24 protein-coding genes are annotated in these 25449 nt (G+C 66.1%); 9 read left to right on the forward strand and 15 right to left on the reverse strand.

Going from position 1 to position 25449, the window contains the following annotated elements; all coding sequences use genetic code 11:
• Positions 1-3 precede the first annotated feature (3 nt).
• From uxaC to QQK63_RS01620, 7 genes are all read right to left on the reverse strand, one after another.
• The gene (uxaC, locus tag QQK63_RS01590) at positions 4-1413 is read right to left on the reverse strand and encodes a glucuronate isomerase (RefSeq protein ID WP_277826278.1); all 1410 of its coding nucleotides are present in this window, start codon (positions 1411-1413) and stop codon (positions 4-6) included.
• Positions 1413-2327: a sugar kinase gene (locus tag QQK63_RS01595; RefSeq protein WP_277826280.1), complete on the reverse strand. Its 915-nt coding sequence runs from the start codon at positions 2325-2327 to the stop codon at positions 1413-1415. Before QQK63_RS01595 ends, uxaC begins: the two co-directional genes overlap by 1 nt.
• Positions 2324-3787 carry a mannitol dehydrogenase family protein gene (locus QQK63_RS01600; RefSeq protein ID WP_277826282.1) on the reverse strand — a complete coding sequence of 488 codons (1464 nt, stop codon included), beginning with the start codon at positions 3785-3787 and terminating at the stop codon, positions 2324-2326. Before QQK63_RS01600 ends, QQK63_RS01595 begins: the two co-directional genes overlap by 4 nt.
• Positions 3787-5001, reverse strand: coding sequence for a mannonate dehydratase (uxuA, locus tag QQK63_RS01605; RefSeq protein ID WP_277826284.1), 1215 nt, complete (start codon positions 4999-5001; stop codon positions 3787-3789). The genes QQK63_RS01600 and uxuA overlap by 1 nt, the downstream gene beginning before the upstream one ends.
• 105 nt (positions 5002-5106) lie before the next feature.
• Positions 5107-6195 carry a tricarballylate utilization 4Fe-4S protein TcuB gene (gene tcuB / locus QQK63_RS01610; RefSeq protein WP_277826286.1) on the reverse strand — a complete coding sequence of 363 codons (1089 nt, stop codon included), beginning with the start codon at positions 6193-6195 and terminating at the stop codon, positions 5107-5109.
• Positions 6185-7579: an FAD-dependent tricarballylate dehydrogenase TcuA gene (gene tcuA, locus QQK63_RS01615; protein WP_277826288.1), complete on the reverse strand. Its 1395-nt coding sequence runs from the start codon at positions 7577-7579 to the stop codon at positions 6185-6187. The genes tcuB and tcuA overlap by 11 nt, the downstream gene beginning before the upstream one ends.
• Complete coding sequence (locus QQK63_RS01620; RefSeq protein ID WP_277826290.1) at positions 7576-8271, reverse strand: GntR family transcriptional regulator; 696 nt, start codon at positions 8269-8271, stop codon at positions 7576-7578. Before QQK63_RS01620 ends, tcuA begins: the two co-directional genes overlap by 4 nt.
• Before the next feature lie 65 nt (positions 8272-8336).
• Here QQK63_RS01620 and QQK63_RS01625 point away from each other — a divergent pair, with 65 nt between their 5' ends.
• On the forward strand, positions 8337-9398 hold the full coding sequence (locus QQK63_RS01625) for an AbrB family transcriptional regulator (RefSeq protein ID WP_277826292.1): 1062 nt from the start codon (positions 8337-8339) through the stop codon (positions 9396-9398).
• An 11-nt stretch (positions 9399-9409) separates the two neighbouring features.
• On the opposite strand, the gene QQK63_RS01630 is transcribed toward QQK63_RS01625, so the two are convergent.
• On the reverse strand, positions 9410-10804 hold the full coding sequence (locus tag QQK63_RS01630) for a sensor histidine kinase (RefSeq protein WP_277826294.1): 1395 nt from the start codon (positions 10802-10804) through the stop codon (positions 9410-9412).
• Positions 10801-11496 (reverse strand): response regulator transcription factor, encoded by a 696-nt coding sequence (locus tag QQK63_RS01635; protein ID WP_336618800.1) that lies wholly within the window; start codon positions 11494-11496, stop codon positions 10801-10803. Before QQK63_RS01635 ends, QQK63_RS01630 begins: the two co-directional genes overlap by 4 nt.
• Positions 11497-11618: 122 nt before the next feature.
• Between QQK63_RS01635 and QQK63_RS01640 the strand changes: the two genes are divergently transcribed.
• The 5 genes from QQK63_RS01640 (at position 11619) to QQK63_RS01660 (ending at position 18633) form a co-directional block, all read left to right on the forward strand.
• Positions 11619-12719, forward strand: a complete 1101-nt coding sequence (locus tag QQK63_RS01640; RefSeq protein WP_277826296.1) for a Bug family tripartite tricarboxylate transporter substrate binding protein — start codon at positions 11619-11621, stop codon at positions 12717-12719.
• 66 nt (positions 12720-12785) lie between these two features.
• Positions 12786-14801 carry a tripartite tricarboxylate transporter permease gene (locus QQK63_RS01645; RefSeq protein WP_277826298.1) on the forward strand — a complete coding sequence of 672 codons (2016 nt, stop codon included), beginning with the start codon at positions 12786-12788 and terminating at the stop codon, positions 14799-14801.
• Between the two features lie 79 nt (positions 14802-14880).
• Positions 14881-15972: a 4-oxalomesaconate tautomerase gene (locus tag QQK63_RS01650; protein ID WP_277826300.1), complete on the forward strand. Its 1092-nt coding sequence runs from the start codon at positions 14881-14883 to the stop codon at positions 15970-15972.
• A 4-nt stretch (positions 15973-15976) separates the two neighbouring features.
• Entirely contained in the window at positions 15977-17647 is a 1671-nt protein-coding gene (locus tag QQK63_RS01655) for a thiamine pyrophosphate-binding protein (protein WP_277826301.1), read from the forward strand.
• Between the two features lie 14 nt (positions 17648-17661).
• A complete protein-coding gene (locus tag QQK63_RS01660; protein ID WP_277826303.1) occupies positions 17662-18633 on the forward strand; it encodes a D-2-hydroxyacid dehydrogenase family protein in 972 nt (323 codons plus the stop codon).
• A gap of 7 nt (positions 18634-18640) precedes the next feature.
• On the opposite strand, the gene rraA is transcribed toward QQK63_RS01660, so the two are convergent.
• From rraA to QQK63_RS01680, 4 genes are read right to left on the reverse strand one after another with little or no spacing between them, the layout of a single operon-like run.
• Positions 18641-19126 carry a ribonuclease E activity regulator RraA gene (gene rraA, locus QQK63_RS01665; RefSeq protein WP_277826305.1) on the reverse strand — a complete coding sequence of 162 codons (486 nt, stop codon included), beginning with the start codon at positions 19124-19126 and terminating at the stop codon, positions 18641-18643.
• Between the two features lie 46 nt (positions 19127-19172).
• Complete coding sequence (locus QQK63_RS01670; protein WP_277826307.1) at positions 19173-20249, reverse strand: 4-oxalomesaconate tautomerase; 1077 nt, start codon at positions 20247-20249, stop codon at positions 19173-19175.
• On the reverse strand, positions 20242-20922 hold the full coding sequence (locus QQK63_RS01675; protein ID WP_336618801.1) for a 4-carboxy-4-hydroxy-2-oxoadipate aldolase/oxaloacetate decarboxylase: 681 nt from the start codon (positions 20920-20922) through the stop codon (positions 20242-20244). The genes QQK63_RS01670 and QQK63_RS01675 overlap by 8 nt, the downstream gene beginning before the upstream one ends.
• Before the next feature lie 46 nt (positions 20923-20968).
• Positions 20969-21700 (reverse strand): PIG-L deacetylase family protein, encoded by a 732-nt coding sequence (locus tag QQK63_RS01680; protein ID WP_277826309.1) that lies wholly within the window; start codon positions 21698-21700, stop codon positions 20969-20971.
• A 167-nt stretch (positions 21701-21867) separates the two neighbouring features.
• Between QQK63_RS01680 and QQK63_RS01685 the strand changes: the two genes are divergently transcribed.
• Together QQK63_RS01685 and QQK63_RS01690 are read left to right on the forward strand one after the other, a co-directional pair.
• Positions 21868-22752 carry an NAD(P)-dependent oxidoreductase gene (locus QQK63_RS01685; RefSeq protein ID WP_277826311.1) on the forward strand — a complete coding sequence of 295 codons (885 nt, stop codon included), beginning with the start codon at positions 21868-21870 and terminating at the stop codon, positions 22750-22752.
• Entirely contained in the window at positions 22749-23945 is a 1197-nt protein-coding gene (locus QQK63_RS01690) for a LysR family transcriptional regulator (RefSeq protein ID WP_277826313.1), read from the forward strand. Before QQK63_RS01685 ends, QQK63_RS01690 begins: the two co-directional genes overlap by 4 nt.
• 6 nt (positions 23946-23951) lie before the next feature.
• On the opposite strand, the gene QQK63_RS01695 is transcribed toward QQK63_RS01690, so the two are convergent.
• A complete protein-coding gene (locus QQK63_RS01695) occupies positions 23952-24500 on the reverse strand; it encodes a DUF4329 domain-containing protein (protein ID WP_277826315.1) in 549 nt (182 codons plus the stop codon).
• A gap of 158 nt (positions 24501-24658) precedes the next feature.
• Between QQK63_RS01695 and QQK63_RS01700 the strand changes: the two genes are divergently transcribed.
• Complete coding sequence (locus QQK63_RS01700; protein ID WP_277826317.1) at positions 24659-24835, forward strand: hypothetical protein; 177 nt, start codon at positions 24659-24661, stop codon at positions 24833-24835.
• A gap of 52 nt (positions 24836-24887) precedes the next feature.
• Here the strand turns inward: QQK63_RS01700 and trxC are convergent, their stop codons facing one another.
• Entirely contained in the window at positions 24888-25328 is a 441-nt protein-coding gene (trxC, locus tag QQK63_RS01705; RefSeq protein WP_277826319.1) for a thioredoxin TrxC, read from the reverse strand.
• Positions 25329-25449: the final 121 nt, after the last annotated feature.

Consider the following 25449-nt stretch of genomic DNA (forward strand, 5'->3'; position numbering starts at 1 on the left):
GGGTCAGAGGCGGTAGGCATACCGCGCGAGGCGATGCGTCAGATCTTGCATAAGATCCAAGGCATCGGTTTCCGACAGCCTGCCAGTGCGCACCAGTGTTGCGAGATAGGCGGCATCGACGCGGCGGGCCACGTCGTGGCGGGCCGGGATCGAGAGATAGGCGCGGGTGTCGTCGTTGAAGCCCGTGGTGTTGTAGAAACCGGCCGTCTCGGTCGTCATCTGGCGGTAGCGCCACATGCCTTCGAAACTGTCGTGAAACCACCACGCGGGTCCAAGCCGCAGGCAGGGATAGACGCCCGCCAGGGGCGCAAGTTCGCGGGCATAGGCGCTTTCGTCGAGGGTGAAGAGGATGATCCGCAGGTCGCGCTCATGGCCGACGGCCTCCAAGAGCGGGCGCAGGTCGCGCACGTAATCGGTGCGGGTGGGGATGTCGAACCCCTTGTCGCGGCCAAACCGGTCAAACATCATGGTGGAATGGTTGCGGAAGGAACCGGGGTGAATCTGCATCACCATCCCGTCCTCAAGGCTGAGTTTGGCCATCTCGGTCAGCATCTGGCCGCGAAATTCCTCACGCGCGGCAGGATCGGCGCGGCCTGAAAGGACCTTTTGATAAAGCGCTTCGGTTTCAGCGCGCGAAAGGTTGCGGGTGGTGGCCGTGGGGTGACCGTGATCGGTTGCGGTTGCCCCTCCGATCTCGCGGAAAAAGGCGCGGCGGGCGCGGTGGGCGTCGAGATAGCCGGCAAAGCTTCCCGGGTCGGTTCCGGCCATGGCGCAGAAGGCTTCGACGTTGCGGCGAAAACCGGGCGTGTCGGGATCGGTGACGGCATCGGGGCGATAGGTGGTGATGACCCGCCCGTCCCATCCGCTTGCGCGGATCATCCTGTGCCAGCCCAGATCGTCGCGCGCGCCTTCGGTCGTGGCCAGCACCTCGATGTTGAACCGCTTGAACAGCGCGCGGGGGCGGAAGGCCGGGGTGGTCAGCGCCTCGGCGATGCGGTCGTAGACATCCATTGCCGTTTTGGGGCCGAACTCCTCTTCGATCTCGAAGACGGTGGCAAAGGCATGGTCGAGCCAGAGCCGCGAGGGCGTGCCACGAAACAGGTGATAGTGATTGGCGAAGGTCTGCCAAATCTTGCGCATGTCGGTTTCGACCGGCCCTCCGTCTTGCCGCGCAATCCCCAGCGTCTCGAGCGGAACGCCTTGACTGTGCAACATGCGAAAGACGTAGTGATCGGGGACCACGAAAAGCTGGGTCGGATCGGGAAAGGGCGCATCTTCGGCGAACCAGCGGGGGTCCGTGTGGCCATGGGGTGACAGGATCGGGGCATCGGCCGCGCTGTCAAAAATCGCGCGAGCGAGGCTGCTCAGGTGCGGTTCGGGCGGAAAGAGCCGGTCGGGATTCAATCTGGGCATCAAGGATCTCCCGCATCGGTCGGGATCAGGGCGCCGCGATGGGCGATGACACGGCGGGCCATGGCATGGCCTGCCGCAATGGATTGGGTGACGCCGTGCCCCAGAAGGCGGGCGGCAAGATAGGCGCCGTTGAAACTGTCGCCCGCGCCCGTAGTGTCGACGGGTTCGGCGGTCGGAAGGTTCGTTGCCAACCCTTTTGCGCTGCCATCGGCCCAAGCGATGCTGCGCCCGGCGTTCTTGACCACGATTTCGGCCACACCTACGCTGCGGTAACGGCCGCGCGTGACCTCGGGGGTGGTGTCGCCAAAGGTGGTGGCCTCGTCATCGAAACTGGGCAAGGCGATGTCGGCGATGCTGGCGAACCGGGTGATCCAGTGCCGGGCGATGTCCATATCCTCCCACAATCTTGGGCGAATATTGGGATCGAAGGCGATACCGGTTCCCGCTTTGCGGGCCTTGGCCAGGTTATCGAACAGGGTTTCGCGCCCCGCCTCCGGCAGGATCGCCACGGTGATACCGGAGGTGAAGGCGACGGTTGCGCCAGTCAGCGCCCGGGTCAGCGCGGCGGGATCATCTGCCAGACCCCGGGCCGCGGATTGATTTCGCCAATAGGTGAAGCTGCGTTCACCCGCGTCACTGAGGCTGATGGCATAAAGGCCGGGCTGGCGGCTGGCGTCGCGTGTGATGTGGCCGTTGCCGATGCCGTTCGCCGTCAGAAAGCCGAGGATTTCGTCGGAAAACCGATCCTGGCCCAGTCGGGTGACGTAATCCACGTTCCAATCGGGCGGCAAGCTGGCGCGGGCATACCAAGCTGTGTTGAGCGTGTCGCCCGCGATGCCCTGCCGCCAGAGGCCCGCCGTTTCGGTCGGGGCCAGTTCGATCATGCATTCGCCGATGGCGACAAGGCGGGTCATGTCGCGGCCTCCTGCGCGATGGCCTTTGCCATGCCGTCGGTCAGCATGATGCGCAGTCGGCCGCTGATCATCGTCTGCCAGCCCGGCGCGTCGCGCAAGGCAGCGGGCATGAAGCCCGGCAGAGCGGAGAGGGTACGGACGATATCCTCCGCCGTTCCGACGTCTTTCAGGGTCTTCGCGATCTCGTCTGCCATTGGGTCGCGCAAATCGTAGGGGGCGCAATCGCGATCCGTGACTGTGGCATGGCGCATCCATGCTGCGGTGGCGAAGGCAAAGGGGCGCAGATCGCCGCCGGCGGACAGGGTGTCCAGCGCGGGGGCAAAAATGCGCTGCGGCAGTTTCTGGGTACCGTCCATCGCGATCTGGAAGGTTTCATGCGCGATGGCGGGATTGGCAAAGCGGACGCGGAGCTGTTCGGCATAGGCCGACAGGTCGATACCGGGCAGGGCGGGCAGGGTGGCGGCGGCCGCCGCCATGTGGCGGCGCACGAGCGCTGCAAGACCCGCATGGGCCATCACGTCGCGCACCAGAGGCAGGCCTGCATGGAACCCGGCATAGGCCAGCATGGAATGGCTGCCGTTCAGCATGCGCAGTTTCATCGTCTCATAGGGGGCGACATCGCTGACGAACAGCGCGCCCGCGCGGTCCCAATCGGGGCGACCAAGGGGGAAATCATCTTCGATCACCCATTGATGAAAGGCCTCTGTCTCGGTCGCGGCGTGGTCGTCGTAGCCGATCAGGCGGGCGGCTTCGGCGCGTGTCGCCTCGGTCGGGGCGGGCGTGATGCGGTCGACCATGGTAGAGGGGAAGGCGGCGGTCGCTTCGATCCGGTCGGCCAGCGCCGGATAGGCGCGGCGCGCGAAATCAAGGACGGCGTCCCTCAGCAGCGCACCGTTGCGGGGAAGGTTGTCGCAGCAAAGCGTGGTGAAAGGTGGCAGGCCCGCATCAACGCGGAGCGCAAGAGCGCGCGTTAGAAGTCCCAGTACGCCTGTCGGGGCCTCGGGCCGAGCCAGATCGGGCCGTACGGCAGGATGATCGGGGTCAAGACCGCCGCCCGCGCGGTCGAGGCCGTAGGCCTTTTCGGTCACGGTCAGGGTGACGATGCGACAGGCGGGACCCGTCAGGGCGGCGAGGGCTGCGCCCGGATCATCCGCAGCACAGAGCGCGCGTGCGATGGACCCGATGACGCGCGCCCGACTGCCGCCCGCGTCGCGTTCGATCAGGGTGTAGCGCCCGTCCTGCGGCATGAGCTGGCGCGCGGGATCCGGGGAGCGGAGCGAGATGCCGATGATCCGCCAATCCCCGCCCGATGCGGCGAGCGCGTGGTCTGTATAGGCGGCCTGATGCGCCTTGTGAAAGGCCCCAAGGCCCAGGTGCACGATGCCGGTTCCATGATCCTCGGGGTGGTACCCCGGCGCGATGGCAGGCGGCAGGGGGGCCTTTGCCGTCAGCCGGGACATCAGCCCGCGACCACGGCGGGATGGTCGAGCGCGGTCATGATGCCCCGCAATTCCGCCAGCCCGCGCAGCCGCCCGATGGCGGGATAACCCGGCTGTCCCTTGCGCTTGAGATCGTCGAGGATGTCGAGCCCGTGATCGGGGCGCATGGGGATGCTGGTGTCGGTGCGGCCTGCGGCCTTGCGGCGGCGTTCTTCTGCAAGAATGGCGGCGATCATGGCAACCATGTCGGTGCCACCCTCAAGGTGCATGACCTCGTGGAAGGAGGTGGGGATCGTGGGCTGGTCCATCGCCACGTTGCGCAGGTGCAGGAAATGCACGCGGTCGCCCAGCCGCCGCATCATGCCGGGCAGGTCGTTGTCGGGCCGCGCGCCCAGGCTGCCGGTGCACAGCGTGATGCCATTTGCAGGCAGGTCCACCACTCGCAGGATCGTGGTGTAATCGGCCTCGGTCGACATGACGCGCGGCAGGCCCAGAAGCGCGAAGGGCGGATCGTCGGGGTGGCAGCACAGCCGCAGGCCTAGGTCCTGGGCAAGGGGGGCGACCTCGGACAGGAAATCGACCAGATGGGCGCGCAGGCGGTCGGGCGTGATGCCTTGGTAGCGGTCGAGATGGTCGCGCACATCCTGAAGGGTGAAATTCTCGGCGGCACCCGGCAGGCCGAAGACGACGTTGCGCGCCAGGTCCGCGCGGCGGGTGTCGGGCATGGCGACAAAGCAGGCCTCGGCCTCGGCCACGAGGTCGGCTGGGTAATCCTCGGCTGCGCCCGCCCGGTTCAGGATATGGATGTCGAAGGCCGCGAAATCGGTCAGGTCGAAGCGCATGCAGGTCGCGCCCGTGGGAAGGCGGTGGGCCAGATCGGTCCGGGTCCAGTCGAGGACGGGCATGAAATTGTAGCAGATCACCTCGATTCCCGCGCGGGAGAGGTTGACCATGCTGTCCTTCCACGTGGCCAGATGCGCGCGCCAATCGCCGGTCTGGGTCTTGATCGCCTCGGATACGGGGAGGCTTTCGACCACGTCCCAGCCAAGGCCAGATGCGGTGCCATCGGCCATGGTGGCAATCTGGCGCTGGCGGGTGGCAATGTCCTCGGGCGTCCAGAGCTGGCCGGTCGGCACGTGGTGGAGGGCGGAGACGACACCCTGCACGCCGGCCTGAAGCATGTCATCGACCGTGACCGGGTCCTTTGGCCCGAACCAGCGCCAGGTTTGCTTCATTCCCGTCTCTCCCCCCGGTTCAGGCGACCCGGATTCGGGGGTCGCCCGCGTCTTGCCTAGCATCCGGCGACAGGTCCCGGAAGCGCGGTTGCATGGGGTTTGCGCCTAGCCTGCCCGGCGCTTGAGTTGCGCATCGCGGGTCAGGGCGGCAAGGCGATAGGCGGCATGGGCCATCTTGGAATAGGGCAGGGTCAGGAAGAAGGCGAGAACCGTGCCCAGATGCAGCGCCAGAAGCGGCGCGACAAGGCCCGTGCCCGTCGCGGCATAAAGCGCAAGGCCGGTCAGACCCGTCAGGCCCAGCAAGATGACGAAGGCCATTTCGCCGCCCCATGCGGCAACCGCCCCAAGCGCGGGATCGGCGCGCAGCTTGAGCATCGCAAGCCCCGCAGCCCCGAGTGTCAGCAAGATGCCCCCCGGCACGCCCAGAAGCTTGGGCAGGCTGAAGAACGGATAGGGGGCGGGCATGTCGAGGACATAGTGCAGGATCGTGCCCGAAGAGGTGGCGGCAAAGCACAAAAGAAAGCCCCAGACCACGGCATTATGGGCATGTTTGCGGGCCACCGAATAGCGGTCGCCCTTTTCGTAATTGCAGCCGTCGGCCGCGCCGCCCGACAGGTTGCGCATCCGCCCCGCATCGACGAGGGCTGCGCGAAGATCGGCAAGGGTGACGGCCGCGCCGCCAACCTCGTGCCAGTAGCGGCGGGTGCCGATGGCCAGCGCCAGAAGCGGAAAGAGGAAGGCGGGGGCAAAGATCGCGACCATCGCCGAATGCGAGAGATAGGCATAGAACCCGTCGCCCGCCCCGGTGCCGAGCATGCGGATCGCGGCGAAAATGAGCGCGGTACCAAGGACGAGGGCCGCGGCCAAGGCCACGCCATGGGTCTGGAAGAGCCGCGCGAAAGCGCCGGGCCAGGCGAAGCGCGCCCAGCTTTCCACCCGCACCTCCGCCAGGGCTGCGGGCAGGTTCAGGGCGAATTCATGGGGCTCGGTATATTGGCAGGCGTAATAGCAGCCCCGGCAATTGTGGCAGAGGCTAGCAAGCTGGGTGATGTCGCCATCCGAAAAGCTGCGTTCGGCAAAGGCCGCAGGGAAGACTGCGCAATACCCCTCGCAATAGCGGCAGGCATTGCAGATCTCGACCTGACGGCGGGCTTCCTCGGTAGCGGTGAGGGTGGGGGTGATGTCAAGCGACATGGGCTGCGGCCTCCTGGCCTGCGATGCGTCCGAAAACAGTTCCGATGGTCATTCCGAAGCCGGCCAGATACCCCTCTCCGAGGATCGAACCGGCCATGATCTCGCCCGCGGCCCAGATGTTGTGAAGCCGCGCGCCATGGGCCGAGACCCGCGCCGTGCGATCCACCTTGAGACCCAGATAGGTGAAGGTCACGCCGGGGCGCAGCGAATAGCCGTAAAAGGGCGGCTCCGTGATGGGACGCGCCCAATTGGTCTTGGGCGGGGTAAGCCCCTCGGTCGCCAGCCCGTCAAGCTCGGTCGGGTGGAAATCGCCGCTGCGACAGGCGGCGTTGAAGGCGTCGATGGTCTCGCGCAGTTTGTTGCCGGGCAAGCCGAGTTTCTGGGCCAACCCCTCGATCGTATCGGCGCTTTCGGGCGGGAAGACCGAGGGCATGAAGAGATTGAGCGATTTGGCATCGATGACGGAATAGGCCACCTGTTCGGGCTGGGCCGCGACCAGACGGCCCCAGATCGCGTAGCGCTTGGGCCAGACATCTTCGCCCTCGTCATAGAAACGTTCGCCATCGCGGTTCACGACGACCGAGAAGGGGACGCAGTCAAGACGCGTGACGATGCCGCCGTCGAATTTGGGCGAGCGCCCGTCGATGGCCACGGCATGGCATTGGGTGGGGTCGCCGACGCTGTCGGCGCCTTGATCGAGCATGTCGCGCAGGACCACGCCGCGGTTGTAGGGCGTGCCACGGATCAAGAAGTTGCGCGCCGCCGGGCCCCAGGCATCGGCAAGCCAGTCGATATCGGCCTGAAACCCGCCCGAGGCCAGCACCAGCGCGCGCCCTTCGATCCGCAGATCCTTGCCGCCGATGCGGGCGTCGAGACCTTGGAACCGGCCCTCGGTCACGGTGACATGGCGAACCTCGGCCTCGTAGAGGACGGTCACGCCCAGATCTTCGGCCGTGTTGTAATAGGCGTTCACGAGCGCCTTGCCGCCGCCAAGGAAAAAGGCGTTCGTGCGCGAGAGCGACAAGGTGCCCGAAAGCGAGGGCTGGAAGGCGACGCCGTGGCGTTCCATCCAGGGCAGGCAGGTTTCGCTGTCGCGGATCGTCATTCGGGCCAAATCTTCATCCGTCTTGCCCTTGGTCACGCGGATCAGGTCGTCGAAATATTCGTCCTCTCCGTAGGTGCCGGTCAGGACGGACAGGGGCCCTTCATGCATGCAGCGGAAATTTCGGGTGTGGCGAGAATTGCCGCCGCGATAGGGTTTTGGCGCGGCCTCAAGCATCACGACGCGCGCACCGGTTTCGGCGGCTTCGATCGCGGCGCAAAGCGCGGCGTTGCCGCCGCCGACCACGACAACGTCCCAGGTGATGGCGTCCACCTGTGTCATGGGTTCTCCCCTCCCTCGGTTGCGAGATCGCGCAATTGCTTCAATCGGGCGCGATGCGCCCCTTCGATATGGCGGCGCATCGCGGCCTCTGCCGCGTCGCCATCATGGGTTTGGAGCGCGTCGAGAATGGCGGCGTGTTCGGCCACCGCCGCCTGTGCGCGGTCGGCCTCTTCCATGGTGGAGCGGCCAAGGATAAGGAGCGTCTTTTGCACCGCCTCGACCGAGCGCCAGAGAAAGCGGTTGCGCGCCGCATTGAGCAAGATGCCGTGAAACTGCCTGTTGGCATGGTAGAGCCGCTCGGGATTGCCCGAGGCGGCCGCCATTTCGGCGTTGATCGCGCGCAATTCGGCCAGCTCGCTATCATAGGCGGCGCGGGCGGCAAAACGGGCCGCCGTCCCCTCGAGGACTGCGCGCATTTCATAGAGCTCGGTCACTTCGGCAAGGTCGAGCCGACGGATCCGCGCGCCCGCGCGCGGTTGGTGTTCGACCAAGCCATCGGTCTCGAGCAGGCGGATCGCCTCGCGCACGGGCGTACGTGAGATGCCCAGACGCTCGGCCAATTCGGTCTCGGTCAGGCGGTCGCCGGGTCGCAGCGCCCCTGTCCGGATCTCGGCGATCAGGCGTTCATAAGCATCCCTCCCCTGTCCGGTTTCGGGGCGGCCTGCGGCTGAATTGTCGGCTTTTTCGACCACGCGGGATCCTTTCGGTTGCAAGTTGCATACAGTTGGATACAAGAGGATGCAATACGGAGAACACCATGTCCTTTTCCCTGCCCCCTGCAGCCCGCGACCGGACCCTGACTTTGGGTCTGGCGACAGCGGGCGTAGGGGTTTTCTGGCTGCTCAACCTGCCGCTGCCGTTCCTCTTCGGGCCGATGACGGCCTGCCTGATCGCGGCGCTGGCGGGTGTTCGGTTGCGCGGCATGGGGCAGGTTTCGGTCGCGGCGCGAACCATTCTGGGGGTTGCGGTCGGGGCCTCGGTCACGCCCGCGCTGGTCGCGGAACTGCCGCAAATGGCCCTGTCGGTGGCGCTCATCCCCATCTACATCATCGCGATTGCCGCCATCGGCGTACCGTTCTTTCGCAAGGTCTATGGCTTCGACTGGCCGACATCGTGGTATGCCGCGATGCCGGGCGGTTTGCAGGACATGGTGATTTTCGGACAGGAGGCAGGGGCGGATGTGCGCGCGCTGAGCCTGATCCACGCGACGCGGGTTCTGGTTATCATCACGCTGGCCCCTTTGATCCTGACATTTGGTTTCGGCCAATCGCTGGACAATCCCATCGGCCAGCCCGTGGGGGACATCCCCCTCAAGGAACTGGGGATCATGGTCGTGGCCGCGCTGGTCGGCTGGAAGGGGGGTGAAAAGCTCGGCCTTTTCGGTGCCTCGATCCTCGGCCCGATGATCGTCACGGCGGCCTTGAGCCTGACCGACATCATCCATTTCCGTCCGCCGGCAGAGGCGATCTTGGTGGCGCAATACCTGATCGGTATCGGCATCGGCGTGGGTTATGTCGGCGTGACCTTGCACGAACTGCGCCGCGACGTGGCTGCGGGCATCGTTTTCGTGCTGATCCTTGCCGGTCTGGCGGCGCTGTTCACGGAGATCGTCGTTTTCTTCGAACTGGCCCGTCCTGTCGAAGGGTTCCTTGCCTTTGCCCCGGGCGGGCAGGCCGAAATGACGGTTCTGGCCATCGTGGCGGGGGCTGATCTGGGATTTGTGATCGTGCATCACCTAACGCGGATCCTCATCGTGATCAGCGGCGCGCCGCTGGCAGCGCGCCTTTTCCGCGTGTCCGACCGGGGCAGGGACGGCTGAGGCAGGGTTCGCTACTCGGCCGCCTGCCGGGCGCTGGTGTGCAGGGTATCGGCGGGCAAGGTCAGCGTAACGCGTAGCCCGCCCTCGGCGGAGCGGTCCAGGTCGATGGACCCGCCGTGGTTCAGCGCCACGGCTTCGGCGATGGAAAGCCCAAGCCCGCTGCCCTGCGACGGCCCGGCCTGACCGAAACGCGACAGAACGGTGGCGACATCCTCGGGTGCGACGCCGCGCCCGTCATCCGCCACGTCGATCCGGGCTTGGCCGTCGCTGGCCGCAAGCCCCAGCGCAATCCGCTTTAGATCCGGCCCGCCGTGCAGCAGAGCATTGTCCAGAAGGTTCGCCAGCGCCTCGGACAACATTACCCGGTCGGCCAGCGTGATCACCTCCTCCTCGGGGAGGGTGAGGACAAGGGCGACGCCGCGCGCGCGGGCGGCGGCGCGGAACCGGTCGGCGACATCCTCGACCAGTTCGCCCAGTTCGAAGGTTTCGCTGTGGCCTGCGACGACGGTCGCGCGCTCCAGCGTCAGAAGCTTGTTGGCGAGGTCGCGGATATGGAGGGCCGATGCCATCAATTCGCCCGCCCGCGCCCGCGCATCCTGCGCCGAGGGGGCGGAGCGTACCGCCTCTGCCATGGCGAGGACACCTGCGATGGGATTGCGCAACTGGTGGGCGGCATTGGAAATGAATTCCGCCTGCCGAGCCATCGTGCCCTGCACCTGCCCGAAGAGGGTATTCAGCCGCAGCACAAGGCCACGGATCTCGGGCGGGACGGGACGCCGGATCGGGGACAGATCATCGGAGGAGCGGCGCGAGATCGCATCCTCGAGATCGGTGAGAGGGCGCAGGCCGATGCGGACGCCGAACCAGACCACGAAAGCCACCGTGCCGATGAGGATCGCCATAACGGTGAAGGCGCGGCGCGCCAGATCGTGCATCAGGGCATCGCGCACCTCTGTGTGCTGCCAGACAGTGACGGTGAAAACGCCGGTGATGCCGTCCACGGTGGTCACGTCGCGCAGGCGAAGCGCCCGGACGGCCTCACCGTGATAGGTCGAGTTGTAGTAGGAATAGGGGTCTTCGGATCGTCCTTCTGGTGTCTGGCGGGCGGGCGGCGTGGCGTATCCCGTGACGTAATAGCCGTTGGGTGCGAAGACGTGGTAGAACACCGGTCCTCCAGATGTATCCGACAGCAGATCGCGGGTTTCCATCGACACCGCATTGCCGTTCGAACGCGCCACGTCGGCGGTCACGGCCAGCGCCACGGTCAGCAGGCTGCGGTCGAAAATGTCGGCCGCCTTTTCGCGGGCGTCATGGACCTGCCAAAAACCCAGTGCCAAAGCGATGACCAGAAGCGGGCCGAGGATGATCGCCGTCAGCCGCAGGCGCAGCGAGGTCGAGGCGTTCATGCGGACCCCGCCGCCGTTTCGGCGAGGCTGTAGCCGATGCCGCGTTGCACCCGGATCGACAGGCCATGCGGGCGCAATCGCTTGCGCAGGCGCGAGATATGAACCTCGACCGCCGCCTCTTCGACATCTGCGCCTGTGCCGTAGATGTGGTCGAGCAGGTCCTGTTTCGACACGGCGCGGCCCTGCGCGGTCAAAAGGCGCTCGATCAGGCTGACCTCGCGGCGCGGCATGTCGATCGGCCGGCCGTCGACGGAGACCTGCCGCGCATCGCAATCGAGACTGACCGCACCAAGCGCGACGAGGCGGCGGAGCGGCCTCGGGCTGCGCCGGGTCAGGGCGCGGACACGGGCCACCAGTTCCTCCATCTCGAATGGTTTTACGAGGTAATCATCGGCCCCCGCATCCAGACCGCGAACCCGGTGTTCGGTTTCGGTTCGGGCCGTCAGCATCAGGACGGGCCGCTCATCACCCCGCGCACGCAGGTTGCGCAGGATGGTCAGGCCATCGGCCCCCGGCAGGTTGATGTCGAGGATCAGGAGATCCGAGGTCTCGCGCCGTAAGAAGGCATCTGCCGCGTCGCCGTCGGAGAGCACGTCGACACCATGCCCAAGATCCTGAAGCCGGTAGGAGATGCCCCTTGCCAGCCCGTCGTTGTCTTCGACCAGCACGATCCGCACCCGGCCGCCTCCCATCTTTTCCCGCGACACGACAGCTTGACGCAAGGTTCGCAGGTCACACAGACCCCGGCAAGGGCGAAACAAGCCCTGCCCGATCTGCCGCGGGGAGGAGCCTGCGGCGTCCAAGGGAGGATATCATGAGACAATTTTTCACCGCGCGTCGCGTGGGCCTTTCGCTTTGCGCCGTTTCTGCGCTGGCGCTGACTGCCGGTCTTCCGACCCCCGCACAGGCGGACCTTTCCGGCGAGACCGTCGAATTCGTCATCCCCTTCTCGGAATCGGGCGGCTCCGCGCGCTGGGCCAACTTTTTCGCCCCGCTGCTGAACGAGGCGCTGGACGGCAATCCTACGGTTGTGGTGGGTTATCGCCCCGGCGCGGGATCGACCGCGGGGGCGAACTGGTTCCAGGAGCAGACCACTGATGACGGCACGCTGATCTTCGGCACCTCGGGCTCGACACAGTTCCCCTACCTGCTGCGCGATCCGCGCGTGCGCTATGAATACCGCGACTGGACCCCGGTTCTGGCCTCGGGCACGGGTGGTGTCGTCTACCTGCCCGCCGATTTGGGCGCGCGGTTCGATGGCGATCTCGACGATCTTCGGGACGAATTCTTCATCTTCGGCAGCCAGGGCGCGACGACGCTCGACCTCGTGCCGCTTCTGGCGTTCCAGATGCTTGGCCTGCAGGTCGAACCCGTGTTCGGGATCGAAGGCCGCGGTGATGGCCGCCTGATGTTCGAGCGTGGCGAAGCCAACATCGATTACCAGACTTCCTCGGCCTATATCGCCAGCGTGCAGCCGCTGGTCGATCAGGGCCTGGCGGTTCCGGTGATGAGCTGGGGCGTGCTGGACGACGCGGGCAACATCGTGCGCGATCCGACCTTCCCCGACATCCCGACCTTCGCCGAGGTCTGCGAGGCGACGGATGGCTGCGAGACCGAGGGCGTTGCGTGGGACGCATGGCGCGCCTTCTTCGTGTCGGGGTTCGCGGCGCAAAAGCTCGTCTACCTGCCCGGCTCCGCGTCGCCTGAAGTCGTGGGGATGTACGAGGAGGCTATGGCCGAGATTCTCGCCCGGCCCGACTTCGCCGAGATTTCGGCGGCTGAACTTGGTGTCTATCCGCAGATGATCGGCGAGGCCGCCTTGGTCGCGCATGAAGCGGCGATCACCGTTTCGGACGAAGCGCGCCAGTTCGTGCTCGACTGGCTGCGCGAAGACTACGGCGTCACGCTCGAGTGATCGCCTCCACCCCCTGCGCGGCCCGGCCGCGCGGGGGGTGTTTCCGAGTTCCCCGGAGGAAACCCCATGGATATCCTAACGATCGCCTTGCCGGCGCTGGGCGAAGCCTTGGCCCTTGTCTTTCACCCGACGCAACTGATGTTCCTGTGCGCCGGGGTGCTGCTGGGTCTGTCCATCGGTGTCTTGCCGGGTCTTGGCGGCATCGCGGGTCTGTCGCTGGTCCTACCCTTCATGTTCGGGATGGATCCGGTTTCGGGTCTGGCGCTGATGGTGGGTCTGATCGCGGTCATTCCGACCTCGGATACATTTTCCTCGGTGCTCTTGGGCATTCCGGGATCGTCGGCCAGTCAGGCGACCGTGCTCGACGGCTTTCCCTTGGCCCGCAAGGGCGAGGCCGGTCGCGCGCTCGCGGCGGCCTTCGTCTCGTCGCTCTACGGCGGCCTTTTCGGCGCACTGATCCTGACCTGCATCATCTTCGTCGCGCGGCCCCTGATCCTCGCCTTTGGCTTGCCCGAGATGCTGATGATCACGATCCTCGGCATGTCGATGGTCGCGATCCTCGCCGGGCGCGTGCCGCTGAAAGGCATCGTGGCCTGCGGTCTGGGCCTTCTTTTGGGCACGATCGGTTCGGCGCCTGCGGGCGGATCGCTCAGGATGTCGACCTATGACATCCCCTACCTCGTCGACGGCTTTCAGCTCGTGATCGTGGGTCTGGGCATCTACGCCATTCCCGAGGTCGTGTCGCTGCTGCGGCAGGACAAGCCGATCTCCAATTCCGGGACGCTGGGCCGGGGTTGGCTCGACGGTTTGCGGGATTGGTGGCGGAACAGATGGCTGTCGACCAAATGCGCCGCGATCGGCGTGGTCGTAGGCGTGATCCCCGGCCTCGGCGGGTCGGTCGTCGACTGGATCGCCTATGGCTATGCCGTGCAATCCACCAAGGACCGCGACCGTTTCGGCCAAGGTGATATCCGCGGCGTCATCGCGCCCGAAAGCTCGAACAACGCCAAGGAAGGTGGCGGCCTTGTGCCGACGCTGATCTTCGGCATTCCCGGGTCGGGATCGATGGCGGTGTTCCTTGGCGGTCTGGCGCTGCTTGGGCTGTCGCCGGGGCCCTCGATGATCCGGCAAGACCTCGACATCACCTATACGATCGTATGGTCGCTGGCGCTGGCCAATGTGATCGGCGCGGGGCTATGCGTGCTGTTGTCCGGGCAGATCGCCAAGCTGACCACGATCCGCTTCACGCTGCTGGCCCCGTTCCTGTTCATGATGATCGCCTTCGCGGCCTTCCAGTCGCGGCAATCGCTGGGGGATCTGGTGGCTCTTGTGGGCATCGGCCTGATCGGTATCCTTCTGCGTCGGTTCGATTTCTCGCGCCCGGCCTTTCTGATTGGTTTCGTTCTGTCGGCGCAGGCCGAGCAATTCGTGAACATGGCGACCCAGATCGCATCCGCGCGGTTCCGGCGCGGGATGGAGGCGGGACTGGATTACATCTTCACGCCCATCACTGTGACGCTGCTGGTTCTGACGGTCCTGTCCATCGTGATCGGCATCCGCCAGTCCAAGAATATCCGTGAAAACATCGACACCCATACCGGGACGAAGCGCGCGCCGATGATCTTCCTTCTGGCGGTGACGGCCTATGTCGTGATCTCGATCGGCGATGCGGCCACGATCACCCGCTTCGGCGACAAGGTGTTCCCGCTGACCGTCGGCCTCGTGACGCTGGCGGCCTGCCTTGCCCTCGTCGTTCGGATGATGCGGCGACCCGAAACAGACGATGTGTTCATCGATCTTGAATCGGGCGGCGCGGATGCGGAGGCCCCGCAGGGCCTATGGAGGACATTGGCGTGGTTCCTGGGCCTATTGGTCCTGACCGGGCTTTTCGGGCTGGTGATCGCGCTGTCGCTTTTCTTTGTCGGCTTTTTCCGGCTGCGGGCGGGCCTGACCTGGGTCAAGGCGGCGCTTCTGGCGGCGGTGGGGGTCGGTTTCATCGTCTTCCTCGCCAGCACGCTGGGCCGCGATTTCCCGCCCGGGTTGCTGCAAGAATTCACCAACCTGCCCTGGCCCTTGCGGTGAGCCACGGGTGGCGATCCCGGCGGGGGCGGTCGACCGCCTCCGCCTTTTCCATGTTCAGGGCGAAACAACAGGCTGACAAATGACACAGGCGGCGATCCCCTATCTTTTCTTGCGCGGCGGCACCTCGCGCGGGCCCTATTTCCGGCGCAGCGACCTGCCCTCCGATCTTGACCGGCTGGCCGAGGTTCTGATGGCGGTCGTCGGCGCGGGTCATCCGCTGAACATCGACGGCATCGGCGGCGGCAATGCCGTGACGACCAAGGTCGTGATGCTCTCGCGGTCCGAGGAGGCCGATGTCGACATCGACTATTTCTTCGCGCAGGTCTCGGTGACCGAGCGGCTGGTCGATTTCGCGCCGACCTGCGGCAACATGCTGGTGGGGGTCGGTCCGGCGGCCATCGAGATGGGACTGGTTTCCGCTGAGGACGGTCAGACCCCGGTGCGCATCCGCGCCGTCAACACCGGCGCGCTGGTCGAGGCCGTGGTGCAGACGCCGGGCGGGCGTGTAACCTATGCGGGCGATGTGGAGATCGCGGGCGTTCCCGGCACGGCGGCCCCCGTGGCGCTCAACTTTCTTGACGTGGTGGGTTCGCGGACGGGCACGATGTTTCCGACCGGCCAGCGGACCGACATGATCGGCGGGATCGCGGTCTCCTGTGTCGATGTGGCCATGCCGATGATGATCGCGCGCGCGGAGGATTTCGGGCTGACGGGCTACGAGACGCAGGCCGAACTGGACGCCGACAAGGATCTGTTCGCCCGGATGGAAGCCGTGCGGCTGGAGGCCGGGCGGCTGATGGGTCTGGGCGATGTGACGAAATCGGTCGTGCCCAAGATCGGCCTGATCGCGCCGCCTCGCGCCGCCGGTGCCCATCTGACCGCGCGCTATTTCATGCCATGGGAAACGCATCCATCGCTCGCGGTCACCGGGTCCCAATGCCTAGCCGCTTGCGCCATCGCGCCGGGTACGGTCGCCGAGGGTGTTGCCGCACCCGTCACGGGCTCGCCCGAGATGATCCGCATCGAGCATCCAATGGGCGAGATGGAGGTTCTCGTGACCTTTACCCGTGACGGCGACACCTTCGAATTCCACTCCGCAGGCGTGGTGCGGACGGCGCGGCTCATCGCGCGGGGTGAGGTGATGGTGCCCGCGCATTTGCTGGAGGGCTGAGCCGATGGGCGCCTCTGGGCTGCACGTTTTCGACATGATGGCGCGGGCCGTGGCGCAGGAGGGAACGGGCACCTGTTTCGCGCTGCTGGGGGATGCGAACATGAATTTCGCGACCCGTCTGTCGGAGGCCGGGACACGGATGGTCTATGTCCGCCACGAGCATTGCGCGGTCGCCGCCGCCATGGCCTATGCCCGCAAATCCGGCGAGGTCGGGCTGGCGACCGTGACCTGTGGGCCAGGGGTGACGCAGCTGATGACGGCTCTGCCTGCCGCCGTGCGGGCGCGCATTCCGATGGTCGTTCTGGCCGGTGAGGCGCCGATCTCGAAAGGCTGGTACAATCAGGCGATCGATCAGGGCCCCTTCGTCACCGCGACAGGCGCAAGCTACCATGCGCTGCATTGGCCCGACCGGTTGCCAGTGGCGATCCGCGACGCTTTTCTTGAGGCGCGGATGACGCGCCGGCCCGTGGTTCTGGGTGTCCCCTTTGATCTGCAGCATGGGGCGTGGACCGGCTCCGCCGACCTGCCCGCGCCCTCGACCGCGATCCTGCCCAAGGTCGGACCTGTGCCGCCCAATCCTGCGGATGTGGCGCGCGCCGCCGATCTTGTCGCGGGGGCACGGCGGATCGTGGTGATGGCGGGCCTTGGCGCAGCCGAGGCCGGGGCGGCGGGTGCCTGCCGCGCGTTGGCCGAAAGGCTGGATGCGCCGCTGGCCACGACGCTACCTGCGCGCGGGCTGTTTGCTGGCGATGATTTCAACCTTGGCGTGGCAGGGGGATTTTCCTCGGACGTGGCGCGCGCCGTCTTGTCGGAGGCCGATCTGGTGATCGCCGTGGGTTGTTCTCTGGCCTCGCACAATGCCGATGCGGGCAAGCTCTGGCCCAAGGCGCGCGTCCTACAAATCGACACCGATCCGCAGGCCGTGGCGCAAAGGCGGGTGGCGGCCCATGCCCATCTCCGGGCCGATGCGCGTCTCGGGGTCGAGGCGCTGGTACAGGCCGTGCCTGCACGCGCGCCCGATTGGCGCAGCGCCGATCTGGCCCGCCGCATCGCGACCGAACCCGCCGATGGGTCGGTCTTTGCGCCTGAGCCGGGCCTGCATGATCCGCGCGACGTTGTGGCGGCCCTTGAGGCGCATCTGCCGCGCGATTGGCAGATGGTGAATTCATCGGGCCATTGTTCCTATTACGTCGCCCACATGCCCTCGCGGCCCCATGAGACCTTCCTGACGATCCGGGAATTCGGGGCGATCGGCAACGGCACCTCCTTTGCCATGGGGGTTGCCGCCGCGCGCCCGGACGATACGGTCGTCCTGTTCGACGGGGACGGAAGCCTTTTGATGCATGTGCAGGAGCTGGAGACGATCCGGCGGCACGGCATGAATGTCTTGATCATCGTCCTGAACGACCGCGCCTATGGCTCCGAGATCCACAAGCTCAGGGCCGAGGGCTTGGCCGATGACGGCGCCGTCTTTGGACCCACGGATCTTGCCGCCATCGCGCGCGGCTTCGGCATCGGGGGCGAGACGATCACCGATCTGGCCGAGTTGCCCGAGTTGATCGCGCGCTTTGCCCATACCGGCGGCGCAGCCGTCTGGGACGTGCCGATTTCCGACCGCGTGTTTTCCCCCGTGATCCGCCGCGCCCATCCCGAGCTTGCGGCCCCCCAGCACTGACGAGGCAGACCGAGATGAAGGTTCACATCCTTGACGATTGGTTCGACACGTTGCGGACCTTGCCAAGTTTCCGTCTGCTTGACGGGCACGAGGTGACGGTCTGGAACGATCACACCGATGACTTGGCCATTTTGGCGGATCGTCTGCAATCCGCAGAAGCGCTGGTTCTGTTCCGCGAACGGACCGCCATCACCGCGCCCCTGCTGGAGCGTTTGCCGAACCTGCGCCTGATCAGCCAGCGCAGCGTTTATCCGCATGTCGATGTTTCGGCCTGCACCGCGAATGGCGTCTTGCTCAGTTCCAACATGCATGCCGATGCGCCTTCGGTCGCGGCGGCGGAATTGACCTTTGCCCTGATCCTGTCGGCCGCCCGTCAGATCCCGAAGCAGATGGCGGCCTTGCAGGACGGGCGCTGGCAGCTTGCGCCGGGCCAATCGCTGCGCGGTCGCCGGTTGGGGCTTTATGGCTATGGGCGGATCGCGAAACAGGTCGCGGCCTATGCGCAGGCTTTCGGGATGGAGGTTGTGTGGTGGGCCTCCGAAGCGGGCCGCGCCCGCGCGCAGGCCGAGGGCGCAAAATTGGCCGAAAGCCGCGCGGCGTTTTTTGCAGAGAGCGATTTCGTCTCGGTCCATGTGCGCCTGAAACCCGAGACCAAGGGCATCATCACGCGCGACGATCTTCTGGCGATGAAACCGACCGCCAGTTTCGTCAACACCTCGCGTTCGGGGTTGGTGGAAAAGGGCGCGCTGGAGGCGGCGCTCGAGGCGGGGCGGCCCGGATGCCTTGCGCTGGATGTCTTCGACCGGGAGCCGATGACGCCGCCGGTCGACCCGCTGGTGCTGCACCCGCGCGTGATCGCAACGCCCCATATCGGTTACGTGACCGAGGACGAGCTGGACCTGCAATTCGCCGACATCTACGCCCAGATCAATGCCTATGCGGCAGGCGCGCCGATCAACATGATCAACCCCGAGGTTCGGGGCTGACGCGGCATCAGCCGGGCAGGGGCAGGTCCTTTGGGATGACGAGTGCACCATCGGCATCGGCGACGATCATGTCGCCGGGTGCCACGCGCACCCCCTCGATCTCCAGCACCAGACCCACCTCACCCTCGCCCGATCGCAGGCATTTGCGCGGCGTACGGCCAAGCGCCATGATCCCCAGATCGGTCTGGGCCAGCATGTCGATATCGCGCACCGCGCCGATGATGATCGCCCCGGCCCAGCCGTTTTCGGATGCAGCGGCGGCGATCATGTCGCCCATCAGCGCGCGGCGCAAGGATCCGCCGCCGTCGATCACCATCACCCGCCCCTCGCCCGGGCTGTGGGCCAGTTCGCGGACGCGGCTGTTCACCTCGTGCGTCTTGACCGTGACCGCAGGACCCATGAAGGCGCGCCGCCCGCCGAAATGCTGCAGCTCAGGCGGCAGGACGCCCGCCGTGTCGAGGAAATGGTCGTAAAGATCGCAGGTCGGGGTCATCGCGTCGGATCCTTCTGGTGAAGCGGCGAAGCCGCCCTGTACGAGATCAAGCTTCTGCCGGTGGCGCGGGAAAGACCAGCCCATCCATCAGCTTGCGTGCGGTGCGCAGGCTGCCTGCCGCCGTGATCTGGCCATCGGCACCCCGTTCCAGAACGACCTCGGCCATACCGGTCGGATGTTCGATGCGGAACGGGCCATCGCTTGGCAAGACCGCCAGCCGCGCCGCCGGCCCCTCGGGCAGGAGGCAAGCCGCCGCCGTGCTGACCGCGGCGAAAACACCGATGGAGGCGTGACAGCGATGGGGAATGAAACTGCGGGTCGAAATCGTGCCGCCCGTGCGGGGGGGTGAGACCAGCGTCATCTTGGGGACGGATTTTTCCGTCACGTCGCCAAGCCCCATCAATGGCCCGGCCTTGAGGCGGATTGCCTCGATCTTTGCCTTCAACGCGATGTCGCCATCCAGCGCCTCGCGGCTTTCCTGACCGCTCACGCCCAGATCGGCCGCGTCGATCACCACGATGGGCATACCCATGTCGATCAGCGTGCACGCCAGATCTTCGATCCGGTCGACCGGGTTGCCGGTTGGCAGCATCCCGCCCCCGGTCATCGCCCCGGCCAGCCCTGTGAACATCAGCGGTACGCCCGCATGTCGACCGGGGACGCCGTCGATCTGCGCCTGTCCCTCGTAGCTGACGCGGCCGCCGGGTGTAGCAACGCGGGCCAGCGCGACCTCGCCGGTGTTCACCATGTGGATGCGGACAGGCGTTTGGCCGATCTGCGCCGGGACCAGCCCGCGTTCGATGGCTGCCGGACCGACGCCTGCCAAGATGTTGCCGCAGCCCTGCGCGCCCGAGACCAGCGCCTGATCGACGAAAACCTGAAGAAAGAGATAATCCACATCCGCATCGGGCCGCGACGGCGGCGACAGGATCGCCACCTTGGAGGTCAGAGGATCCGCCCCGCCGATGCCGTCGATCTGCCGTGCATCGGGGGATCCCATGATCCGCAACAAGAGATCGTCGCGCAGCCCCGTATCGGCGGGCAGATCGCGCCACAGGAAATAGGCCCCTTTCGACGTGCCCCCCCGCATCCAGAGACAGGGGATGCCGTCCGCCTCAGACATAGCGCAGGCCCTTTTGCGCCAGCTTTCCGCGCATGTCGTAGATGTCGAGGCCCAGTTCGCCCGCGGCGAGGCGGGCGCGCTTCGCCTCTTCGGCGGCAAGGCGGGATTGGGCGCTGGCGAGAACCGTCGCCGCCTCGTCGCGGCGCACAACGACCACGCCGTCATCATCGGCCACGATCACGTCGCCCGCCTCGATCGCCTGTCCGCCACAGACGATGGGCACGTTAACCGACCCTACCGTTTCCTTGACCGTTCCCTGCGCACTGACCGCCTTGCTCCAGACCGGGAAACCCATCTCGCGCAGGTCGCGGATGTCGCGCACGCCCGCGTCGATCACGAGGCCCATGCATCCGCGCGCCATGGCGGAGGTTGCCAGAAGATCACCGAAATAGCCGTCGGTGCAGGGCGAGGTGGGGGCCAGAACAAGGATGTCACCCGCCTGTATCTGTTCGATGGCGACATGCAGCATCCAGTTATCCCCGGGTGGCGCGCTGATCGTCACGGCGGAACCCGCGATGGCCGCACCGGGCCATATCGGGCGCAGGTGGGGCGCAAGGCAACCGCGCCGCCCTTGCGCCTCGTGGACCGTGGCGACCCCGGCCTTGGCAAGGCCCGCGATGATTGTTGCATCGGCCCGCTCCACGTTCTGGATCACCACGCCACCCATCGCCATTCTCCCATCCCTGTTCTGCGCGGGGTCTGGTGTCCGCGCGCGTGTCTCAAAGCTCGTCAACCGTGCGCGGGAAGATCGACTGGAACCCTTCGGCGTAGCGGCAGTCGCGCCCGCCCGATTGGCCGCCGGAATTGCGCTTGAAATGGTTCGCGCGCTGTTCCGCGACGCGCGTGTAATATTCCCACAGATGAACCTGCCCGTTCATCTTTTCCATCGCCGCGCGCTTCTGGTCCCAGACCGGCGTGATGTCGAGGAAGGTGTCCGGCTTCCACCCCATCTGTTCGGTCTGGTGCGGCTCGAACAGGTAGAGTTGCGGCGCGCTCAGCACCTTTTCGCCGGGATTGTGGCCCCAGGCCTGCGCGATCATCCGGCATTCGAGCGCCACCTGCGTCATGTACATGTGGTCGGTGTTGTAGGGGTCATATTGCGAGTGGCTCATCATGAAGGCAGGTTGCACCGCGCGGATCAGGTCGACGAGCCGCATCTTGTCGTCTTGCGACAGGTGCAGCGGGTAATCCCCCAGATCGAAACATTCCAAGCGATGGACCCCGAGGGCCTCGGCGGCGGCTTCGGCTTCGGCCCGGCGGATCGCCTTGACCTCGTCGAGCGTCCTGCCCTCTTTCCACAGTTTCGCGCTTTCGCCGCGTTCGCCAAAGGACATGCAGGCCACCGTCACATCATAACCCAGCTTGGCATGAAGCGCGATGGCCCCGCCGCAGCGCCAGACGAAATCGGCGGCATGTGCTGACAGGATGAGGGCAGTCTTGCGGGCGGTCATGGCGGGGCCTTTTGACTTGGAAACACTGACCGACCGTTCCACGCTGCCCCGTTTCGGGGCAATTCGAAAGCCCGTTCATCAGCATAAGTTTTTGCTATAATGGAATTGCGACATGCGCCGATCCTTGTAGAGTTCGCACAGCGCGACAGCGTATGGGGGGGACGAATATGCCGACAGGACAAAAACCGGACAGACTGGCCTTCATCGGCTTTGGCGAGGCCGCGACGGCCTTTCTGGAAGGTTGGGGCGCGGGACGGCCCGGGCATGTGTCGGCCTTCGACGCCAAGACCGAGGACAAGCTTGCGGCACCGCAGATGCGGGCGCGCTACGCCGCGCACGGCGTCCATGACGCGGGCACGCTGGAGGGGACGCTCGCAGGCTGCATGGCGGTCTTCAGCGTTGTGACGGCGGATCAGGCATTGAACGTGGCGCGCGCTGCGGCCCCGCACCTGCCACCGGGCTGTGTCTGGCTCGATTGCAATTCCTGCGCCCCCGACACAAAGCGCGCGGCTGCCACCGTGATCGAGGGTGCAGGCGGGCGTTACGTCGACGTGGCCGTGATGGCCCCGGTCCATCCCAAGCGCCATCTGGTGCCACTCCTTGTGTCTGGCCCCCATGCGGCCCACGGTGCTGCGCTGCTCGAAAGCCTCGCGATGCGCCCCAAAATCGTGGGCGCGACCGTGGGCGAGGCGTCGAGCATCAAGATGATCCGCTCCGTCATGATCAAGGGGATGGAGGCGCTGACTGCGGAATGTTTCCTCGCCGCTCGCCGCGCCGGGGTGGAGGAGGCGGTGATCGCCTCGCTTGAAGCGTCCGATCCCGGCGTCGATTGGCGTGGGCGGGGCGCCTACAACCTCGAACGGATGCTGGTTCACGGCGCACGCCGTGCCGCCGAGATGCGCGAGGTCGCCGCGACGGTCGCGGCGCTGGGTCTGCCCGACCAGATGAGCCGCGCGACCGCCGAATGGCAGGATGCGCTGTCCCGGCGCGGCGTCGATGCGGGCGAGGCGGATCTGATGGCCCGTATCGACCGCGCCCTGTCGGCCTTATGAAATCACGCAACCTTCGGCATTTCCGGGTTTTTCTGGCTGTCGCCGACCTCGGAACGCCCACGGCTGCGGCCGCACGTTGCCGGGTGTCGCAACCCGCCGTGACGCAGGCCCTGTCCCGGCTGGAGGCACAGGCCGGCGGCCCGCTTTTCGATCGCACACGCAGGGGGTTTTTCCTCACCTCCCGCGGCAGCGTCTTGGCGCCGCGATTGCGGCGCGGGCTGGACCGGCTGGATGCGGCGTTGGCGCAGGTCGCTCCGCGTTTGATCCTGACCGCGACAATGCCGCAACTGCAGGCGTTGATCGCGATGGTCGAGGCGCAGAATTTCACGTTGGCCGCCCGGACGCTGGGCTTGGCGCAACCCACGGTCCACCGGGCAATCACCCAGATCGAGCGCGAGGCCGGGCGCCCCCTTTTCGACCGAAGCGCCTTTGGCGTGGTGGCGACGCGGCCCTGCCGCGATCTGGCACAGGCGGCCCGCTTGGCCTTTGCGGAATTCGGTCAGGCCGAGGCGGAACTGGCCGATCATGACGGGCGCGAGGTCGGGCAAATCGTGATTGGTGCCCTGCCGTTGGCAAGATCCGTGGTTTTGCCCGAGGCCATCGTCGCCTTTCGGGCCCGCCGCCCGAAAACCGGGGTCACCGTCCTCGATGGGCTTTATGACGAGATGCTGACCGGGTTGCGCCGGGGTGAGATCGACCTGATCGTCGGAGCGTTGCGCGAGCCGCAACCGATCGACGATGTCGTGCAGGAGGCGCTTTTCGAGGATCACCTGACGATCCTCGCGCGGCCCGGTCATCCTCTGTGCGGTCTGGGGCAAATCACGCCCGACGTGTTGGCGGCACAAGGTTGGGCCGTGCCACGCCGGGGCACACCCGCGCGGGCGCAATTCGAGGACCTTTTCACCGCCCGTGGTCTGCCGGTGCCCGACAGTATCGTGGAATGCGGATCGATTCTGCTCATGCGGGAGCTTTTGTGCCAAAGCGATCTATTGGGCTGCATTTCGGAACAGCAGGCCGCCGCCGAGAGGCGCAACGGTTTGCTCGTCACGATGCACACGGGGATCGACTGGCCCGGTCGCCGCATCGGCATGACCTATCGCCGCGACTGGGTTCCGACCCCTGCACAGACCCTGTTGATGCAGGAACTGCGCTGCGCCGCCTCTGGGGTCATCATGACCTCCGCGCCGGGATGATCGCGATCAGCGGTTTCGTCCGAACCGCGCGTAAAGACCGTCAAGCGTATAGCTTTCACCCACCGGACCAAAGTCTTCGTCGCCGAAGCTTTGGTCCACCGGCAAACAGCCACGCCCGCAGACCTGCCGGATGTTGCCGGTCTGGCCCTCGACAAACCACAGCCGCCCGCCCGGCGTGCCGACCCAGCCGTTCACCCCCATGCGCATGTCGCCTTCCACATCCTGGATCGACGGCACCTCTCCGTCATAGGCGGGGTCCCACGCGGCATGGGTGTGCCAGCTCGAGGCGACCACAAAGCCGTCCTCAACCGGAAGCGAGGCGCAGGATGCCTGCCCGCCCCAACTGGCCTTTGTCGAAGAATAGGCCCCGTTGGAATGACGCAGGACATAGCCGCAGACCTCACGGTTGAAGCGGATCGACAGCGCGTTCATCGATTCCATCAGGCCCATGACAAAGGCAGTTTCCTGCGCGCTTTGCGCCGTCGACGGCGCGGGCGCGGTGGCGATGAACGCCGCCATCAACAAGGCGGCGATGCGCGAGAGCGATCTGGTCATGGTGGCACTCCTGACGGGCGGGATCACGACAAACTGATCTCAGCTTACAGGGAAAATCCGCTCATTCCAGTGAAACGCGGCGCATGGGGCTGGACCGACGCGCGTGACCGCTTATCTTGCAAGTCTCAGGAACTCGCGCCGGCCAAGGAGGGAATGGCATGTCCCGTATGGAAACCATCGAAGTGGCAGCCGCCACGCCCGCAACCGTCAGCTCGGAATTCGCGAATGATCCCGCGATCCAGCTCTGGCTCAAGATGGGGCGCGCGGCGTTTTTCTTCTGCCTTTGGACGTCGATGGCCATCCCCGTCGCCCTGATCTACTACGCGCGGTTCTGATCCCGACGCTGCCCGAAGGCTTGCAGGGGCTCACGTCGCCTCTGATCTTCTATCAGGCGCGCGCAGCGGTGTGGCTGCGCACGAAGGCTTCGATCTCCGCCGCAGGGCGTGCCCCGGTCAGGCGGGCGATTTCCTGACCGTTCCGAAACAGGATCAACAGCGGAATACCCCTTATGCCGTAGCGCTGGGAGGCGTCCCCATGGACCTGGGTGTTGACCTTGGCCAGCCGCGTATGGGGCGACAACGCCCGCGCTGCCTTTGAAAACTCGGGGGCCATTGCCCGGCACGGGCCGCACCACGGGGCCCAGAAATCCACCAGCAACGGCAGCGTATCCTTGGTCTCGGCCTTGCGCAGCGTGGCGGTGTCGATGTCGTGAACCTTGGGCTCCACCAGTTTCGCGCCGCACGTGCCGCATTTGGGATGAGCCGACAGCCGTTCGGCCGGAACCCGGTTCACGGTCGCGCAGGACAGGCAGGTGATGTGGTGGGACATGGCGACAGCCTAGTGAGTGATCCTGTCAACCATTTGGGAAAGCGCATGCCCCCACGCAAGTCCCGCCATCACAGAGCCGTTGCGCACCGGGTCCACCCTGCGTGTGCAGAGCGCGCCTTTC

Origin of the sequence: Roseicyclus marinus (assembly GCF_030163795.1) — a bacterium.
Lineage (GTDB): Bacteria > Pseudomonadota > Alphaproteobacteria > Rhodobacterales > Rhodobacteraceae > Roseicyclus > Roseicyclus marinus.

Coding starts and splice junctions, on each gene's coding strand:
- uxaC (WP_277826278.1), bottom strand. CDS start 1,413: ATGCCCAGATTGAATCCCGACCGGCTCTTTCCGCCCGAACCGCACCTG.
- QQK63_RS01595 (WP_277826280.1), bottom strand. CDS start 2,327: ATGACCCGCCTTGTCGCCATCGGCGAATGCATGATCGAACTGGCCCCG.
- QQK63_RS01600 (WP_277826282.1), bottom strand. CDS start 3,787: ATGTCCCGGCTGACGGCAAAGGCCCCCCTGCCGCCTGCCATCGCGCCG.
- uxuA (WP_277826284.1), bottom strand. CDS start 5,001: ATGAAGCAAACCTGGCGCTGGTTCGGGCCAAAGGACCCGGTCACGGTC.
- tcuB (WP_277826286.1), bottom strand. CDS start 6,195: ATGTCGCTTGACATCACCCCCACCCTCACCGCTACCGAGGAAGCCCGC.
- tcuA (WP_277826288.1), bottom strand. CDS start 7,579: ATGACACAGGTGGACGCCATCACCTGGGACGTTGTCGTGGTCGGCGGC.
- QQK63_RS01625 (WP_277826292.1), top strand. CDS start 8,337: ATGTCCTTTTCCCTGCCCCCTGCAGCCCGCGACCGGACCCTGACTTTG.
- QQK63_RS01630 (WP_277826294.1), bottom strand. CDS start 10,804: ATGAACGCCTCGACCTCGCTGCGCCTGCGGCTGACGGCGATCATCCTC.
- QQK63_RS01635 (WP_336618800.1), bottom strand. CDS start 11,496: ATGGGAGGCGGCCGGGTGCGGATCGTGCTGGTCGAAGACAACGACGGG.
- QQK63_RS01640 (WP_277826296.1), top strand. CDS start 11,619: ATGAGACAATTTTTCACCGCGCGTCGCGTGGGCCTTTCGCTTTGCGCC.
- QQK63_RS01645 (WP_277826298.1), top strand. CDS start 12,786: ATGGATATCCTAACGATCGCCTTGCCGGCGCTGGGCGAAGCCTTGGCC.
- QQK63_RS01650 (WP_277826300.1), top strand. CDS start 14,881: ATGACACAGGCGGCGATCCCCTATCTTTTCTTGCGCGGCGGCACCTCG.
- QQK63_RS01655 (WP_277826301.1), top strand. CDS start 15,977: ATGGGCGCCTCTGGGCTGCACGTTTTCGACATGATGGCGCGGGCCGTG.
- QQK63_RS01660 (WP_277826303.1), top strand. CDS start 17,662: ATGAAGGTTCACATCCTTGACGATTGGTTCGACACGTTGCGGACCTTG.
- rraA (WP_277826305.1), bottom strand. CDS start 19,126: ATGACCCCGACCTGCGATCTTTACGACCATTTCCTCGACACGGCGGGC.
- QQK63_RS01670 (WP_277826307.1), bottom strand. CDS start 20,249: ATGTCTGAGGCGGACGGCATCCCCTGTCTCTGGATGCGGGGGGGCACG.
- QQK63_RS01675 (WP_336618801.1), bottom strand. CDS start 20,922: ATGGCGATGGGTGGCGTGGTGATCCAGAACGTGGAGCGGGCCGATGCA.
- QQK63_RS01680 (WP_277826309.1), bottom strand. CDS start 21,700: ATGACCGCCCGCAAGACTGCCCTCATCCTGTCAGCACATGCCGCCGAT.
- QQK63_RS01685 (WP_277826311.1), top strand. CDS start 21,868: ATGCCGACAGGACAAAAACCGGACAGACTGGCCTTCATCGGCTTTGGC.
- QQK63_RS01690 (WP_277826313.1), top strand. CDS start 22,749: ATGAAATCACGCAACCTTCGGCATTTCCGGGTTTTTCTGGCTGTCGCC.
- QQK63_RS01695 (WP_277826315.1), bottom strand. CDS start 24,500: ATGACCAGATCGCTCTCGCGCATCGCCGCCTTGTTGATGGCGGCGTTC.
- QQK63_RS01700 (WP_277826317.1), top strand. CDS start 24,659: ATGTCCCGTATGGAAACCATCGAAGTGGCAGCCGCCACGCCCGCAACC.
- trxC (WP_277826319.1), bottom strand. CDS start 25,328: ATGTCCCACCACATCACCTGCCTGTCCTGCGCGACCGTGAACCGGGTT.